This window comes from Polaribacter filamentus, assembly GCF_002943715.1.
Classification (GTDB): Bacteria; Bacteroidota; Bacteroidia; order Flavobacteriales; family Flavobacteriaceae; genus Polaribacter; species Polaribacter filamentus.
The window spans coordinates 1341492-1358103 of the sequence record NZ_MQUA01000013.1; the positions used below are offsets into that span (position 1 = coordinate 1341492).

Below are 16612 nucleotides of genomic sequence, written 5' to 3' on the forward strand. Positions count from 1 at the left end.
ACTATTTTATAGTTAAAACACCAAGTTCTAGCTCTTTCGCTATTTCATTTTTTTGAAACAATCGTGCAGTTTCCGTTCCTTTTAAAGAAATGGTATCACCTAAAACTTCCAACCAACTTCCTTCGCGCAAGCCTAAAACAGTTGTTTCATTAAAAACATGAAACTCTTTAATTCTAGTTTCTCTAGTTTCGCCCATGTGTTTTGAATCTTTAAGAGGATCTAAATAGTGGGCATTTATATTAAAAGGAATCATTCCTAAAGTGGTAAAACTTGGCGGATAGACAACGGGCATATCATTTGTATTCTTCATAGTAACGCCGCAAATATTGCTTCCAGCACTTGTACCTAAATAGGGCGTTCCGCGCTCTAAAACCATTTGTAATATAGAAATTACATCATTTTTATACAACTGATTTACCAACTCGAACGTATTTCCACCACCTATAAAAATAGCTTCTGCATTTTGAATTGCTTCTCTAGCATTTTTAAATTCGTGAATTCCTTTTACATCAATTTGTATTTTAGCAAAAGCTTTTTGAGCACTTTTAGTGTACTCGATATATGAAATTCCGCCTGGTCTCGCGTACGGAATAAAAAGAAGGTCTTTTACATCCGCAAAAAACACCGCTAATGTTGGTAATAAATATTCTAAATATCCACTTCCGTGAATAGTCGATGTACTCGCAATAATTAATTTTTTCATACTTCAAAAATAAATATTTTTTTAGAAAAACAAGTTCTTAAAATCATCATAAAATTGAATTTACAAATTCTGTTTAACAAAATTTTACAATTGTTTTGGTAGAATTTTAAGAATACTTGCGCTTTTCTTTGTCCTTATGAAAGATCACCTACTGCTTATATTGCTATTTTTTACAATTATAGGCTACAGTCAAAAAAACAGAACAATTATAAATGGAAAAATTTTGTTCGACAATGCATCAATTTCTGATGTTCATATTCTAAATAAAAATTCTAACCAAGGAACAATTACAAATGATACTGGTTGGTTTGAAATCCCAGTTTATATTGGTGATAGCTTGCAATTTACACATGTAAATTTAAAAGAAAAACACTTTACAATAACCTCAGAAATCTATATTGCAAAAGAACTAGAAATTGAATTAGAAGAAAAAACATATTCTTTAAATGAATTTACTTTAGAAAAACCAAGAAGCATCTTTTACGTTGATCCAGAAATGATGCCTCCACCAATTGTAAATGCTAAAACACTCAATTTACCGTATGCAAACACCATTGTAAATAAAGATCTTTCTGTTATGAAATTTAGATCTGGCGGCGTTATAAGTTTAGATAATTTATTCAATTCTTTAAATGGAAATAACAAGCGGAAAAAGGAATTACAAAAGATTACACTAGAAGACAATGGACTTTCAAAAATTAGAAAATATTTTACGGATGACTTTTTTATAACAGATTTACATATTAAAGAAGAACATATAAATCCGTTTTTAAATTACTGCTTCAAAAATAATATTGTTACCTATTTCAATAAAAATGAAAATATAAAAGTTACTAAAATTTTGATGGATGAAAGCAAAACTTTTCCTCAGAAAATAAATGCTGATACACTTATAGTTTCTAAAAAATAATATTTTAACAGAAGTTTAGAGCTAAGTTTATGAAAAGTACGAATTAAAATTGTTTAATTTGTCAGAAGCTAAAATTCATCCATGATAAAAAAAATACTTTGTATATCTTTCTTTTTTATCAGTATTATACACTCTTTTTCCCAAGAAAAAAATAAAATTATTAGCGGAAAAGTTTCTGATTCTCTTGGTATTGTAAAAAACGCTAATATCATCAACCTAAAAACAAAACAAGGCACTTTTTCTAATGATGAAGGCTTGTTTCGGATTTTTGTTTCGGAAGGAGATTCTTTAAAAGTCTCCTCTGTACAGCACATTCCTAAAATGATTTTTATAACGAAACAGCTTATTAAAGGGAAAAATATACAAGTTTTACTAAACTCAAATATTTATACTTTGGATACATTTGAGCTAAAAAGACATGATTTAAGTGGCCGATTGGGTATTGACACAAAAGCCGTTCCTAACAATAAAAAAGATTCTTTATTAAGTAAAGTGATGGATTTTTCTAATATTAATTTCAAACAAAAAGACCTCACAATTGATGGAAATATAAAAGCAAAACCGCCAGTAAACAATACAGATCCTAATAGTAGATTTGTTGGTGCGGGTGCATCTGTTACTATACCTTTTAAAGATTCTGAGCGTTTATGGGCTTTGCGAAGAGAATTAGCTCAAAAAAGAGCGTTTCCATTTAAAATACTTTCAGAACTTGGCGAGAAATTCTTTTTTGATGATTTAAAAATTCCGATTGAAAAATACTTTCATTTCTTAGAATATTGCAATCCTTTAGGTATTGAAAAAATGCATAAAGAAGGTAAACTACTAGAAATCATTAAAATATTAAGAACAGAAAGCGTTTCTTATCTGATAATTATTAAGGAATGAAAAAGTTTTTTTTTCTCTTTTTCCTTATCTCTTTAAATACTTTTAGCCAAAAAACAAAACCTATTTATGGTACTCTTATAGATTCTATTAGTCCTGTTCTAGATGCGAACATTCTTAATAAAAGTTCTAAAATAGGAACAAATTCGAATACAAAAGGAGAATTTAAAATCTATGCTAAAATAGGTGATACTATAGTTTTCAGTTCTATACAACATCAAACAAAAGAATTTATAGTTAGTGAGCGCAGTTTTGTCAGCTTTAATTTTAAAATTAATTTAAAATTAAAAACGTATGAACTTGATGAATTTGAATTGAAGAAACATAACCTTTTAGGAGTTTTAGCTTTAGATGTATCTCAAGTAAAAAATGGAGAAAACGAAATTAATGCAGTTACACTTGGCTTGCCAAATGCTGGCATTCCAAAACTAAAACCTATTGATCGAAAAATTTATACAGCAAGCACTAGCAATGGTCTGGTTCCTTTAGATTTAATTTTAAATACGCTTAATGGAACCATAAAAAACTTAAAGAATCAAAAGAAAATTATTGAAGATAATGAAGATGTCGAAGAGCTTTACAGCGAATATAAATTCAATTTAGGAACTGATTTTAAGATTGGTAAAGAAGATGAGTATCGGTTTTTATATTTTTGCAGAAGCGATTCTACTTTTATAATTGAACGTTCTAAAAATAAATTTGAATTCATAAATTTCATGAAAAATAAAGCAATTGAGTTCAATAAAATAAAAAATGAGTAATTTGGCTCAATAATCGATTTTTATCATTTTATGAAAACAAAATACATATTCCTATTATTATTTATAATTCCACTTTTATCTTTTTCAGCACACAAATATTATTTGAGTTTAACTCAAATTAAATATAAATCAGAAGCAAAAGCCGTTCAAATTATTATTAATGTTTTTATGGATGATATAGAATTGGCTTTAAATAAAGATTATGATATTGATTTAAAACTTACCACTAAAAAAGAATTAAAAGATAACGAAGTCTATTTTAAAAGATATCTAAAGGAAAAGTTACATTTCAAAATAGACGGGATTGCCAAAGAATTTACGTTTATCGGCAAAGAATATGATGGAGATTTAGTCTATTTTTATTTAGAAATAGCGGATATCAAGCAATTTAAAACTATTGAAGTTGAGAATAACATACTAATTGAACATTTTCCACAACAGCAAAATTTAACAAAATGTAAACTTGGCGAAAAGCATAAAAGTGTGCTTTTAACCAAAGAAGAGAATTCAGCAAAATTTACATATTAATATTTATTCAAATCAAAATCAAACACTTATGAAGAAACTTGGAATCCTCCTTTTAACTCTTGTATTTGTAGCGAACACGTTTGCTCAAAAAAAAGAAGTACAACAAGGACACACAAATCAAAACAAATTTAAGCAGTTAAAAGACGAGTTTGCAACTCCTAATGATCAAAGAACTGCCTCTGGTGCTCCCGGAAAAAACTACACACAACAGAAAGTAGATTATGTAATGGACATTGTTTTAGATGATGAAAAACAAAAAATTACAGGTGCAGAAACAATTACCTATCATAATAATTCTGCCGATGAATTGGCGTATTTATGGTTGCAGTTAGATCAAAATATGAGAGCTGCAGATTCTAAAACTCCAGATATTCAAACAGATAATATTCCGGAAAAAATAAGCAAAACTAGATTTGATCAATCTTTTCCAGAAGTAGCTTTTGATGGTGGTTTTAAAATTATGAGCGTAACAAATATTGATGGCAGTAATTTATCATACACTATTAATCAAACCATGATGCGCATTAATTTACCAAAACCATTAGCATCCGGCGCAACCTTTAAATTTAATATTAAATGGTGGTATAACATCAATAATCATAGAACACAAGGCGGAAGATCTGGATTTGAACATTTTGAAGATGGAAATAACAACTACGTAATTGCACAATTTTTTCCAAGGTTATGTGTATATAATAATGTGGAAGGTTGGCAAAATGAACAATTCTGGGGAAGAAGTGAGTTTGCCCTAGAATTTGGCGACTATACTGTAAATATTACAATTCCGGATGATCACATGTTAGGTGCCACTGGAGTTTTAAAAAATGAGAGTACTGTTTTATCAAAAAAAGAACAAGAAAGACTAGCAACTGCCAGAAAAACATTCGACAATCCTGTAATTATTAGAACCCAAGAGGAAGCAGAAAAAATTGAAAAAGGACATTCTAAAAAAACAAAAACTTGGAAATTTTTCGCAGAAAACGTAAGGGACTATGCTTTTGCAACTTCAAGAAAATTTATTTGGGATGCAATGGCAGTAGCTATTAATGGCAAAACGGTGATGGCTTATTCTTTATATTCTAAAGAAGCAAACCCTTTATATGGCGATCATTCTACAAGAGCGGTTGCACAAACTTTAAAAACGTATTCTAAATATACGTTCGATTACCCATACCATAAAGCGATTTCTGTAGACGGACAAATGGGTATGGAATATCCGCAGATTTGTTTTAATCCAGGAAGACCAGAAGCAGACGGAACGTATACCGACAGAACAAAATATAGAATGATTGGCGTAACCATTCATGAAGTTGGTCATAACTTTTTCCCAATGATTGTAAATTCTGATGAAAGACAATGGACTTGGATGGACGAAGGTTTAAACTCTTATGTACAGATGTTAGCGATGATGGATTATGAAAAAGGATACCCTTTAAGCAGAGGCTTGCCAAAAAACATTGTAGATTATATGAATGGAGATCAATCTAAAATTGCTCCAATAATGTCTAAAGGAGATAATGTGTATAGCTTTGGTAACAATGCCTACGGAAAACCTGCAACAGCGCTTTGGATTTTACGTGAAACGGTGATGGGTCAAGAATTATTTGACCATGCTTTTAGAACGTATTCTCAAAGATGGATGTTTAAACACCCAACGCCTGAAGATTTCTTTAGAACTATGGAAGACGCTTCTGGCGTAGATTTAGATTGGTTTTGGAGAGGATGGTTTTACACTACGGATGTAACAGATATTGGCCTAAAAGGTGTTAAAAAATACTATACCACAGAAGGTGATGAAGAAGTAGTATTTACAGAAGACGCATCCGAAGGATTAGGTTTTTCTGATAAACATAAAAAATACCATTATGAAATTACGTATAACAAACCAGGTGGTTTAGTAATGCCTATTATTGTTGAGTTTACCTATAAAGATGGTACAAAAGAACGAAAAACGTATCCTGCACAAATTTGGAGATTAAATGACCAAGAAGTAACCAAAGTATTTTCTTCATCCAAAGAAATAGAAAATATTGCGATAGATCCAGATTTAGAAACCGCCGATGTTGATACTACAAACAACAATTGGCCACAAGATAAAACCGATAAATTTGATCAGTTTAAAAACAAAATTAAAGGGTAAGATTTTAAAGTAAAAACCCAGAAAAGGCAATCTAAATTTAGGTTGCTTTTTTTTATGATAAAGGTTTGTTAAAATTTTAACATTCTTTAACCTATTTACTGAGATATCGCTAATTTAGTGCAACTATAAATTCAAATCAAATCAAATGAAAAAAATTTCTTTATTAGTATTTTCTTTATTCTTTGTCGCTGTGGCAAGTTTTGCGCAAGAGAAACAAGAAGCAAAGAAAACGAAGCAAGGACACACAGATCAGAACAAATTCAGACAAATGAAAGATGTTTTGGCAACTCCTAATGATCAACATACAGCTTCTGGCGCTCCTGGTCATCAATATACGCAACAGAAAGTTGATTATATGATGAATATTCGCTTAGAAGAAAGTACGAACAAAATTTATGGTGATGAAAATATTACGTATCATAATAATTCTAAAGATAATTTAGAGTATTTATGGTTACAGTTAGACCAAAACATGAGAGCAGATGATTCTAAAACTCCTTTAGCTTCCTCTAATGCTGCTGCTGCTTTTTTAACACCAGACACATTTAAATCTTCTTTTATGAAAGAAAGTAAAGGTTTTGGTTTTAAAATTGAAAAAGTAGAAAGTGATGGTAAACCATTATCTCATTTTATAAATAGTACCATGATGCGTATTAATTTACCAAAAGCATTAGCTCCTGGTGAATCTTTTAAATTCAGTATTAAATGGAACTATTTAATCAACGACATCAACAAAGATGGTGGACGTTCTGGATTAGAATCTTTTCCTGATGGAAACAATAATTACACAATTGCACAATTTTTTCCAAGATTATGTGTATATGATAACGTACAAGGATGGCAAAACATGCAATTCTGGGGTAGAAGTGAATTTGCTTTAGAATTTGGAGATTATGAAGTAAACTTAACGGTACCTGCAGATCATATTGTAGACGCAACTGGTGTTTTACAAAATGAAAAAGATGTATTATCAAAAGAACAACGCAACCGTTGGGAAAAAGCTAGAAAATCATTTAAAGATCCTGTTTTAATTGTAACACAACAAGAAGCTGAAATAGCAGAAAAAGGACGTGCTACAACTTCAAAAACTTGGAAATTTAAAGCGGAACAAGTTAGAGATTTTGCTTTTGCAACGTCTAGGAAATATATTTGGGATGCAATGGCTACAAGTATAAATGGTAAAACAGTAATGGCGGTGTCTTTATATCCAAAAGAAGGTAATCCTTTATGGGAAGAGCATTCTACAAGAGCAGTTGCACATACTTTAGTAGAATATTCTAAATTAACGTTTGATTATCCGTATCCTAAAGCTATTTCTGTTCACTCTGAAAGACAAGGAATGGAATACCCAATGATTTGTTTTAACTTTGGTCGTCCAGAAGCAGACGGAACCTATTCTGACAGAACTAAAAAAGGAATGTTAGGGGTAATTATTCATGAAGTTGGTCACAATTTCTTTCCGATGATTGTAAATTCTGATGAAAGACAATGGACTTGGATGGATGAGGGCTTAAATTCATTCGTAGAAATTTTAGCAGAATTAACATACGATCCAGAATTATTCGCTACAAACCCTACAAACGAAATTACACGATATATGGGCGGAGACCAAAGTAACATCTCGCCTATTATGTCTCAAGGTGATTATGTAAAACAATTTGGGCCAAATGCATATTCTAAACCAGCAGCTGGCTTATATATGCTGCGCCAGACAATTATGGGACCAGAATTATTCGATCATGCTTTTAGAACCTATGCACAAAGATGGATGTTTAAACACCCAACTCCAGAAGATTTTTTTAGAACGATGGAAGATGCTTCTAGCATGGATTTAGATTGGTTTTTTAGAGGATGGTTTTACACCACGGATGTAACTGATATAGGAATTAAAGAAGTAAAACCTTTATATTTAACCGATAAGCCAAGTGAAAGAGTTGCAAAATTAAAAGAGCAATACAAGCAATATTTTGAGGGAATGGGAGACTTAGTGTACATTACGGATAACAAAGAAGAAGCGAATGCGAAAGCAATGGATACGTATGCAAATGGTAAAGAAGTGCCTTCTTTTATTTATGAAGTAGAATTCGAAAAGCCAGGAGGTTTAGTAATGCCGCTTATTGTTGAGTTAACATATGCAGATGGCTCTAAAGAAAAACAAACGTTCCCCGCTCAAATATGGATGAAAGATGATACTTCTGTAAAAAGAATTTTTGCCGCTACTCAAGAAATTACAAATATAACTGTAGATTCAGATTTGGAAACTGCAGATGTGGATACTTCTAATAACAGCTGGCCTAAAAAAGATGCTGATAAATTTGATCAATTTAAAGAGAAAATAAAAAATTAGTTTCTTTTAGTAAAATCTTATAATTCTAAGAAACCTCACAAATTTGTGAGGTTTCTTTGTTTTAATAAATGAAAACCGTGTAAAATCACAGTTAAAAATTTACCAAAATTTAAGTGAAAAAGTCTAAATTAGCTAACTACGTTTATAGAACATTAAAACGTTGAGTAAAGACGTTAAATGTTAAAAAAAAGTTGTGCTTTTTAATAATTAAAAAACAGAAAAAGATTAATTATTTCTCAGGAATTATCGGGCCATTTGGAGTTCTATTTTTAGTGATTAGCTATTTGTCAATTACTATTTATGCTATAGTACTCATTCTAAAAAACGAAAAAAATTAGAACTCTTTTTATGGCTATTAATTATATTTTTTTTTCAATTTTAGGCAGTATAATATATATTCTTAAACATAAATTAAACAGTAAAAACCCAAAACTTAAAAGTGCTTGAAAATAAATAACTTGATATACAAAGTATTAAAAAAATAGCAGTTAATTACAAACAAAAAGATTATGGTTTTCTACTTTTCATAAACAAACCATTTACTAAACAAAAAAACATCCATTTTTTTTATTAGATGGATGCTTTCTTTTAAAAGTTAAAATTTATACTTTTGTAATTAAGATTTCCAAAATTTTCGCAGTTCGTTTAATTCCGCTTCTTCATTTCGTAGTTCTTCTAACTCTTTTACAGACAATACTTTCAAAAATGAAGGGTGTTGCTCAATTGCATATTCAATCTTTGTAATAATATCAGCAAAATCATCATTCTCATAATCAATATCCAAAGGTTCTTTAATAACCATAGACTGTAGCACGTTTTTTCGTTTAATCCGAAGCCCTTTTTTATCAAAAGAACGTCTAAAGCCATCAATAACTATCGGCACCACAATTGGTTTAAAAGTTTTAATAATATGCGCTGTTCCCCTTCTAATTGGTTTAAAAGGTGTCGTAGTTCCTTGCGGAAAGGTAACAACCCAACCGTCATCTATCGCTTTACCAATATTAGAAATATCAGAATTTTTTACTTGCCTGTTTATATCTTTACCTTCACTCCTCCAGGTTCTGTCTATAGAAATAGAACCCGCATAGGCAAATATTTTTGGCAACAAACCAGCTCTCATCGTTTCACCGGCAGCAACAAAATAAAAATTTAATTTAGGTTGCCATATGTAGCCAATATTTTTAATAGAATCATCTCTACCTTTTAAAGCAGCATTAAACACATGAAACATCGCCGCAACATCAGCAAAATAGGTTTGATGATTAGAAATAAACAAAACTCCGCTATCTGGTAAATCTCTTAATATTTTAGAACCTTCTATTTGAAGACTATTAAACTTGCGATATCTACTATGAGAAATAACGCCAAAAAAGCGAATAATCCACTTTTTTATAAATAAATAATGTCCAAAAGGATTCCTTTTAAATAGGGGCATTTGTATATTTTTTCTTGGTTGACTTAACAAAATTACAAAAACAATTCAATAACTTCTTATTTTAAGAGTTCTTTAATTTCAGAAAGCATCATTCCAGTTGCACCCCAAACAAAATGGTCGTTAATTTTAAAACAAGGAACTTCTGTTTTTTTCATGTAAGAAGTATCCAAGGTAACAGTTGTCATAGTCGCATCAGCTAACAAATCACTGACTAAAACTTCAATTTCTTGGGAAACTTCGTGATTTAAAACAAAGTTAGGCCGTACATCAACAAAACCTAAAAACGGAGTTGCTAAAAAATTACTAGGCGGAATATACACATCTGTTAATTCTCTTATAATTTTTACGGATGAAGGCAAAACGCCAACTTCTTCTAAAGTTTCTCTTAAAGCTGTTTGTTCTAAATTTTTATCAGATTTCTCTGTTTTTCCGCCAGGGAAACTAATTTGAGCGGAATGTATGCCCTTATAACTGGCTCTTTGCGTTAATAGAAAACAAGTTTCATTTTCTTTATTTGGATAAAATAGGACTAAAACTGCCGCTTTTCGGGGTTTATTAGCGGCTATTTTTTCTTGATCGTATTGTAACCGAAGTTTAGGAGCCATTTTAAATTGAGCCTCTAAACCGCCTAATTCCTTCTTCTTTAACTCTTCAATTTTTTGGGTGAAGTCTTTAAAATTCATTCTGATTCGTTACTTTTAGCAAACATATAGTTTTAGGATACAAAACAATATTTTTTGGCAAGAATTTTTGATTTATGATTAGCAAATAAAATGATGGATAAAAAATATAAAAAATTAATTTTAAGTATTGTCTTGGATATAATTGGCTTTTTTACCGTAATTCCGTTTGATATAATTTGGGCGCCAATTTCTGGTTACATAATGACAAAAATATACAAAGGATACAAAGGTAAAGTTGCGGGTGTTATCAGTTTTTTAGAAGAAATAATTCCTTTTTTAGACGTAATTCCAACTTTTACAATTATGTGGATTTACACCTATGTCATCAATAAAGAGGATAATAAAGATGAAACTATTATTGAGGTTTTGTAGATTCTTTAAACAAAAAACCTAGGCCTAATCTGCTTAAAAACTTTTTCTCGAAAGCCCAAAAGAATTTAAACTGCCCAAAAAACCAACCCACAATTGGCAACGTCAATTGATAAATAGGAAATATTAGCAATATTCTTAATGGCCAAAAAATAAAAGGTGAAACTGTTTCTAAAGACAATCCGAAGAAAAGCGTAATCGGTTTTGCAACCCAAGTGGCAAAAGAGCCATTAATCGAAAAAACCAATATAATCGCTAAAATTGACAAATTGTTATCAATATTCCAACGTTTTTTTAATTTTTCTATCAAAATTATACTGCTTTTTTAGTTTTTTTAAACATCAACCAAAGACCAATTAAAATTAAAGGAATACTTAATACTTGACCTGTATTTAATAGATTAAAGAAACCATCTTCTCTGCCTTCTGCTTGTTCTACTTTTAAAAATTCTATAATAAAACGTAAAGACCATAAAACAACCATAAACAAACCAAATAAGAAACCTACTTGCTTTTTCTTATCGGTTTTCCAATATAAAAACCAAAGTACAAAAAACAGCGCTAAATAACTAAATGCTTCATATAATTGCGTTGGATGTCTTGCAAAATCCTCTCCGTTTGCTTTAAAAATAACTCCAAAATTAGAACCTGTTTCTTTTCCGTATATTTCTGAATTAAAAAAATTTCCTGTTCTAATAAAAAATCCTGCTAATGCAACCATAATTGCCAATCTATCCAAAATAAACAACCAAGGCTTATTTAAGTGCTTTTTCGAATAAAAATACATCGTCATAATAATTGAAATTGCAGCTCCATGACTTGCAAATCCTGTAAAACCTGTAAACTTCCAGCTTCCGTTAATTTGCTTAAACGGAATAATAATTTCTAATAAATGGTTTTGATAATAAGACCAACTATAGAAAAACACATCTCCTAAACGCATACCAACAAGCATAGAAATAAATACATACATAAACAACGTATCCAGCTTTTCTTCAGGAATTTCGTCTTTAATATATATTTTTTTCATCAGATGTAGACCTAATAGAAATGCTGCCACAAACATTAAACTGTACCATCGTATTACAAAAAATCCTAGGTCAATTCCTAATGATGGATTCCATTCTATTGCTAAAAAATTCATACTTTTTTATTCTTTTTTTGTCATTGTGAATGACATTATTTTTTAATCTTTCTTTTCTTGCACAGGATCGTAACCACTTCCTCCCCATGGATGACAACTAAATATTCTTTTCAAAGCCATCCATCCACCAGAAAATAAACCATATTTTTGCAAAGCCTCGATTGTATAATGTGAACAAGTTGGACTATATCTACAAGTTGCTGGTGTAAATGGTGAAATTGCCGTTTGATAAAACCGAACTAGCAATATAAATGGATATAAAAGTATTTTTTTCAAAAATTAAACTTTATTTATTTCTAAAAGTTCTCGATACAATTTCTATGAAAAATTGAAATTACTAGAATTGAAAGACTCGTAATTCATAATTTACAATTCGTAATTATCTCTTAATTAATTGAAAACGTTGTGCCTTCTTTCCCATCTTTTAACTGAATGCCTAATTCAATTAATTCGTCTCTAATTTGGTCTGATAATGTCCAATCTTTATTTTCTCTTGCTTCTTTTCTTAATTTGATCAGCAGCTCTACTACTCCATTTATTTTTTCTGAATTGTCTTGATAATTTTCATTCATCAATCCTAAAACATCAAAAACAAATGCTTTTATTGTTGTTTTAAATTCTTCTAAATCTTCTGATGTTAAACTTGCTTTTTGTTCTTTAATTTGATTGATCACTTTTACAGCTTCAAATAAATGTGCTATCAAAATAGGGGTGTTAAAATCATCGTTCATTGCGGAATAACAATCTTTTTTCCATTTTAAAACATCAAAAGTGGATATTTTACTCGCTTCTATTTTATCAACAAAATTAACAGCCTCCATCAACTTTCCATGTCCTTTTTCTGATGCTTCTAAAGCTTCCCCAGAAAAGTCTAAAATACTTCTATAATTGGCTTGCATGTTAAAAAAACGAACCACACTTGCAGAAAAGGCTTTTGGTAAGATGTGATTTTTCCCAGATAAAATTTCATTTGGTAGAATAAAATTTCCTGTAGATTTCGCCATTTTCTGACTGTTTAACAACAGCATATTTGTGTGCATCCAATAACTTACGGGCGTTTTGCCACTGCAAGTTTGAGATTGTGCAATTTCACATTCGTGATGTGGGAATTTTAAATCTATTCCGCCTCCATGAATATCAAACTGTTCTCCTAAATACTTGGTACTCATTACAGAACATTCTAAATGCCAACCAGGAAAGCCATCGCTCCAAGGCGAAGGCCAACGCATAATATGTCTTTCATCCGCTTTTTTCCAAAGCGCAAAATCTTGTGGGTTTTTCTTATCCGATTGACCGTCTAAAGAACGTGTATTATGAATTAAATCTTCTACTTTTCTGCCCGACAGAATCCCGTAATGACTATTTTTATTATATTCTAAAACATCAAAATATACAGAGCCATTTACTTCATACCCAAACCCTTTTTCAATGATTTCTTTAATCATTTCAATCTGTTCTACAATATGACCAGTTGCCGTTGGCTCGATACTTGGTGGTAAAAAGTTGTAGTTTTTTAACACATCATGAAAGTCAACAGTGTAACGCTGAACAACTTCCATTGGCTCAATTTGCTCTAAACGTGCTTTTTTTGAAATTCGGTCTTCACCTTCATCCGCATCGTTTTCTAAATGCCCAGCATCCGTAATATTACGTACATAACGCACTTTATACCCCAAATGCAACAAATATCTATACAACACATCAAAGAACATAAAGGTTCTTACATTACCCAAATGTGCATTGCTGTATACTGTAGGTCCGCAAACGTACATACCTACATATCCGTCTGTTAAGGTTTTAAAATCCTCTTTTTGTTTGCTAAGAGAGTTGTATACTTTAAGTTTATTTTCTTTGTAGAGTTCCATTAAAAAAGTTACTATTTACAGCGGATAAAGATAGGAACTTTAAAAAGAATATCGAAATGGAATTTGTTAGAAATTTAGCAAAGAATGAAGCTTCTATAAGTACTTGATTTTAAAATACCCTAATTTTGTTACTGTTTATTTAAATGAGTTCCAAAATGGATGAAAAATAGTACCAGAGAATCGCAGAGAATTTTCATAGAGATTTACAAAGAAGTATTTTATGGTCGTTTTTCAATTAATAAACCGTTTTATGAGATTAAACTTGTAGAAATCTATTAGATTGATAAACCAAAAAATCTCATTATTTATTTCTAAATTTACATTTCAATATTTACAATGGATAAAAAACAATCTGCAATACATGAAAATGAAGGTGTTTCTCAACCAGGAACAACTAGTAAATCAAGTGCAGAAAAAATAAAAATCAGCAGAGCAAAACAGAATTCTGTTGATGATTTTGTATCCAATATTTTGGCAGGAAATATTGCATTTTTAAGCAGAGCAATTACACTGGTAGAAAGCACAAATGAGAAACATCAGCAAAAAGCAAATGAAATTTTAGATCATTGTTTGCCACACGCAAATAATTCTGTGAGAATAGGAATTACGGGTGTTCCTGGCGTCGGAAAAAGTACTTTTATTGAATCTTTTGGAAAACACTTAACGGCTCAAGGAAAAAAAGTGGCCGTTTTAGCGGTAGACCCAAGTAGTTCTGTAAACAAAGGTTCTATTTTAGGTGATAAAACGAGAATGGAAGAATTAGTAACTGATAAAAATGCATTTATTAGACCATCCCCTTCCGGATCTTCTTTAGGTGGCGTTGCACAAAAAACGCGCGAAAGTATTATTCTTTGCGAAGCTGCTGGTTTTGATACGATAATTATTGAAACTGTTGGCGTTGGGCAATCGGAAACGGTTGTGCATTCTATGGTTGATTTTTTTTTATTATTAAAATTAGCGGGCGCGGGCGATGAATTACAAGGAATTAAACGCGGAATTATAGAAATGGCAGATGCAATTGTCATTAACAAAGCCGATGGCGATAATCAAAAAAATGCAAATATTGCTAAAGTTGAATTTAACAGAGCTTTGCATTTATACCCAATAAAAGAAAGTACTTGGCAACCAAAAGTTCTTACAGCAAGTGCTTTGCAGAATTTAGGGATTCAAAAAATTGATACCATGATTACTGATTATATTTCTTTAACGAAAGAAAATAAATATTTCGACATCAAAAGAAATGAGCAAAATAAGTATTGGTTACTTTCTACGATCAATCAGCAATTAAAAAATCGATTTTATCAAAATCCAAAAGTTAAAAATGCTTTAGCAAAAGAAATTAAAGATTTAGAAAACGGAAAAACAACACCTTTTAATGCTGCTAAACGTTTGTTGGAGTTGTAGTTTTCCTAAATTTAATCAATCCATATTTATTATGAAAAAAATCGTATTAACCTTTATTTTATTCTCTTTTTCAAGCTTTGTTGTAGCTCAAAACTTCAACTTTATTGAACCAAATGTTTTAGAATTATCAGAAGAAATATCTAAAGTAAAAAATACAGAACCCATTTTTAATTATCTCAAAAATAATTATAGTATTACATCTGAAAAATTTGAAAAACAATTTTTTGAATGGGAAACATCAAAATAATGTGCCTTTAAACAAAAATTTAATAACACTATTATCTATTCTACCTTTGATTGTAAAGAAGCAAGTGGAACTTCCATAGAATTAGAAATACCAAAAATAAAACGTTCAGATTTAATGACATGGATTGAGAAAATCTATGAAATTGAAAAAATGGCTAATAATGAAAATGTTTGGAAAGAAAATAACTCGAAGTTTGAGCCAAAAGAAGCTGTTCCTGGTTGTTATTTTAAAATTGAAGAAAAAATAGAAACAACTTTCATTACACTATATTGTGGATGTTAAAACATTTTTTTTCAAAACAAATTACTAAATTTTATAATTTCTTTATCACTTTAAAATTCAATTGATTCGTATTTTTATATCATGAAAAATATATTCTTTTTACTCTTCATTTTTATTTCGACTTCTTGTGTTTTATCTCAAGAAAAAAATCAACCAAAAGAAATTTACACTTTTAAAAAAGGTGATTATAATGGCATTGGAAAATGGTATTTAGGTAGAGAAATTGCCTATGTTATGGGGTATGAAGGAATTGATTGGTTAGAACGTGCTGAAAGAGAAAAAGAAGAAAACACTTCTAAATTAATTAAAAATATGGATATTCAGCCTACAGATTTTATTGCTGACATTGGTGCTGGTTCTGGTTATCATGTTTTTAAAATGGCTCCAATTGCTAGCGAAGGCAAAGTATATGCTGTTGATATTCAGCTAGAAATGCTACAAGCTATTGTACTAAACTCTAATTTTGAGAAACTTAAAAATATTGAAGTAATTCAAGGTGATTCAACTTCAGTAAACTTACCAGAAAATAAATTTGATAAAGTTTTAATGGTAGATGTGTATCACGAATTTAATTTTCCGAGAGAAATGATTTTATCCATCAAAAAATCTCTAAAGAAAAACGGAAAAATTTATTTGATAGAATATAGAACGGAAGATGATGCTGTACCCATTAAAACAATTCACAAAATGAGCGAAAAACAAGCTGTAAAAGAAATGAAGGCCGCTGGATTTAAACTCGAAAAAAACATCGATAATTTACCTTGGCAACATTGTATGGTTTTCGTTCTAAATTGATGATCAAATTTTCGTAAGAACGAAACAAGATAAAAATTGAATCAAGAAACAGGATAAAATTGAAACATGAAACACGAACCAAAAACTAAAAAAACAAAAAACAAAAGGTAAGAAATAA

Annotated in this window: 18 protein-coding genes; 11 read left to right on the top strand and 7 right to left on the bottom strand. The window is 30.4% G+C overall.

The features are described from left to right. Position 1 precedes the first annotated feature (1 nt). Positions 2-703 carry a dipeptidase PepE gene (gene pepE / locus BST83_RS08330; protein ID WP_104809386.1) on the bottom strand — a complete coding sequence of 234 codons (702 nt, stop codon included), beginning with the start codon at positions 701-703 and terminating at the stop codon, positions 2-4. A 136-nt stretch (positions 704-839) separates the two neighbouring features. Here pepE and BST83_RS08335 point away from each other — a divergent pair, with 136 nt between their 5' ends. The 6 genes from BST83_RS08335 (at position 840) to BST83_RS08360 (ending at position 8271) form a co-directional block, all read left to right on the top strand. Continuing rightward, positions 840-1613, top strand: coding sequence for a carboxypeptidase-like regulatory domain-containing protein (locus BST83_RS08335; protein ID WP_104809387.1), 774 nt, complete (start codon positions 840-842; stop codon positions 1611-1613). A gap of 81 nt (positions 1614-1694) precedes the next feature. After that, a complete protein-coding gene (locus BST83_RS08340) occupies positions 1695-2498 on the top strand; it encodes a peptidase associated/transthyretin-like domain-containing protein (protein WP_104809388.1) in 804 nt (267 codons plus the stop codon). Further along, a complete protein-coding gene (locus BST83_RS08345) occupies positions 2495-3256 on the top strand; it encodes a carboxypeptidase-like regulatory domain-containing protein (RefSeq protein ID WP_104809389.1) in 762 nt (253 codons plus the stop codon). The genes BST83_RS08340 and BST83_RS08345 overlap by 4 nt, the downstream gene beginning before the upstream one ends. A 30-nt stretch (positions 3257-3286) precedes the next feature. Then, on the top strand, positions 3287-3784 hold the full coding sequence (locus tag BST83_RS08350) for a DUF6702 family protein (RefSeq protein ID WP_104809390.1): 498 nt from the start codon (positions 3287-3289) through the stop codon (positions 3782-3784). A 28-nt stretch (positions 3785-3812) separates the two neighbouring features. Then, a complete protein-coding gene (locus tag BST83_RS08355; protein WP_104809391.1) occupies positions 3813-5924 on the top strand; it encodes a M1 family metallopeptidase in 2112 nt (703 codons plus the stop codon). 145 nt (positions 5925-6069) lie between these two features. Then, positions 6070-8271, top strand: coding sequence for a M1 family metallopeptidase (locus BST83_RS08360; RefSeq protein ID WP_104809392.1), 2202 nt, complete (start codon positions 6070-6072; stop codon positions 8269-8271). A 616-nt stretch (positions 8272-8887) separates the two neighbouring features. Here BST83_RS08360 and BST83_RS08365 read toward each other — a convergent pair. Together BST83_RS08365 and BST83_RS08370 are read right to left on the bottom strand one after the other, a co-directional pair. Continuing rightward, positions 8888-9706 carry a lysophospholipid acyltransferase family protein gene (locus tag BST83_RS08365; RefSeq protein ID WP_104809393.1) on the bottom strand — a complete coding sequence of 273 codons (819 nt, stop codon included), beginning with the start codon at positions 9704-9706 and terminating at the stop codon, positions 8888-8890. A gap of 56 nt (positions 9707-9762) precedes the next feature. Next, positions 9763-10389: an NUDIX hydrolase gene (locus BST83_RS08370; RefSeq protein WP_104809394.1), complete on the bottom strand. Its 627-nt coding sequence runs from the start codon at positions 10387-10389 to the stop codon at positions 9763-9765. Positions 10390-10479: 90 nt separating this feature from the next. Here BST83_RS08370 and BST83_RS08375 point away from each other — a divergent pair, with 90 nt between their 5' ends. Beyond that, the gene (locus tag BST83_RS08375; protein ID WP_437438452.1) at positions 10480-10761 is read left to right on the top strand and encodes a hypothetical protein; all 282 of its coding nucleotides are present in this window, start codon (positions 10480-10482) and stop codon (positions 10759-10761) included. Here the strand turns inward: BST83_RS08375 and BST83_RS08380 are convergent. From BST83_RS08380 to cysS, 4 genes are all read right to left on the bottom strand, one after another. Then, a complete protein-coding gene (locus tag BST83_RS08380; RefSeq protein WP_104810827.1) occupies positions 10745-11065 on the bottom strand; it encodes a DUF6787 family protein in 321 nt (106 codons plus the stop codon). The two genes, BST83_RS08375 and BST83_RS08380, sit on opposite strands and share 17 nt — an antisense overlap. Before the next feature lie 5 nt (positions 11066-11070). Then, complete coding sequence (gene lgt / locus BST83_RS08385; protein ID WP_104809396.1) at positions 11071-11901, bottom strand: prolipoprotein diacylglyceryl transferase; 831 nt, start codon at positions 11899-11901, stop codon at positions 11071-11073. A gap of 42 nt (positions 11902-11943) precedes the next feature. Next, entirely contained in the window at positions 11944-12177 is a 234-nt protein-coding gene (gene yidD, locus BST83_RS08390; RefSeq protein WP_104809397.1) for a membrane protein insertion efficiency factor YidD, read from the bottom strand. 110 nt (positions 12178-12287) lie between these two features. After that, a complete protein-coding gene (cysS, locus tag BST83_RS08395; RefSeq protein WP_104809398.1) occupies positions 12288-13766 on the bottom strand; it encodes a cysteine--tRNA ligase in 1479 nt (492 codons plus the stop codon). A 336-nt stretch (positions 13767-14102) separates the two neighbouring features. On the opposite strand from cysS, the gene meaB reads away from it, so the two are divergent. From meaB to BST83_RS08410, 4 genes are all read left to right on the top strand, one after another. Next, a complete protein-coding gene (gene meaB, locus BST83_RS08400) occupies positions 14103-15170 on the top strand; it encodes a methylmalonyl Co-A mutase-associated GTPase MeaB (RefSeq protein WP_104809399.1) in 1068 nt (355 codons plus the stop codon). A 31-nt stretch (positions 15171-15201) separates the two neighbouring features. Then, a complete protein-coding gene (locus tag BST83_RS08405; protein ID WP_104809400.1) occupies positions 15202-15417 on the top strand; it encodes a hypothetical protein in 216 nt (71 codons plus the stop codon). A 114-nt stretch (positions 15418-15531) separates the two neighbouring features. Beyond that, positions 15532-15699 (top strand): hypothetical protein, encoded by a 168-nt coding sequence (locus BST83_RS19865; RefSeq protein ID WP_170062762.1) that lies wholly within the window; start codon positions 15532-15534, stop codon positions 15697-15699. A gap of 81 nt (positions 15700-15780) precedes the next feature. Next, positions 15781-16494, top strand: a complete 714-nt coding sequence (locus BST83_RS08410; RefSeq protein ID WP_104809401.1) for a class I SAM-dependent methyltransferase — start codon at positions 15781-15783, stop codon at positions 16492-16494. The last annotated feature ends 118 nt before the right edge of the window (positions 16495-16612 follow it).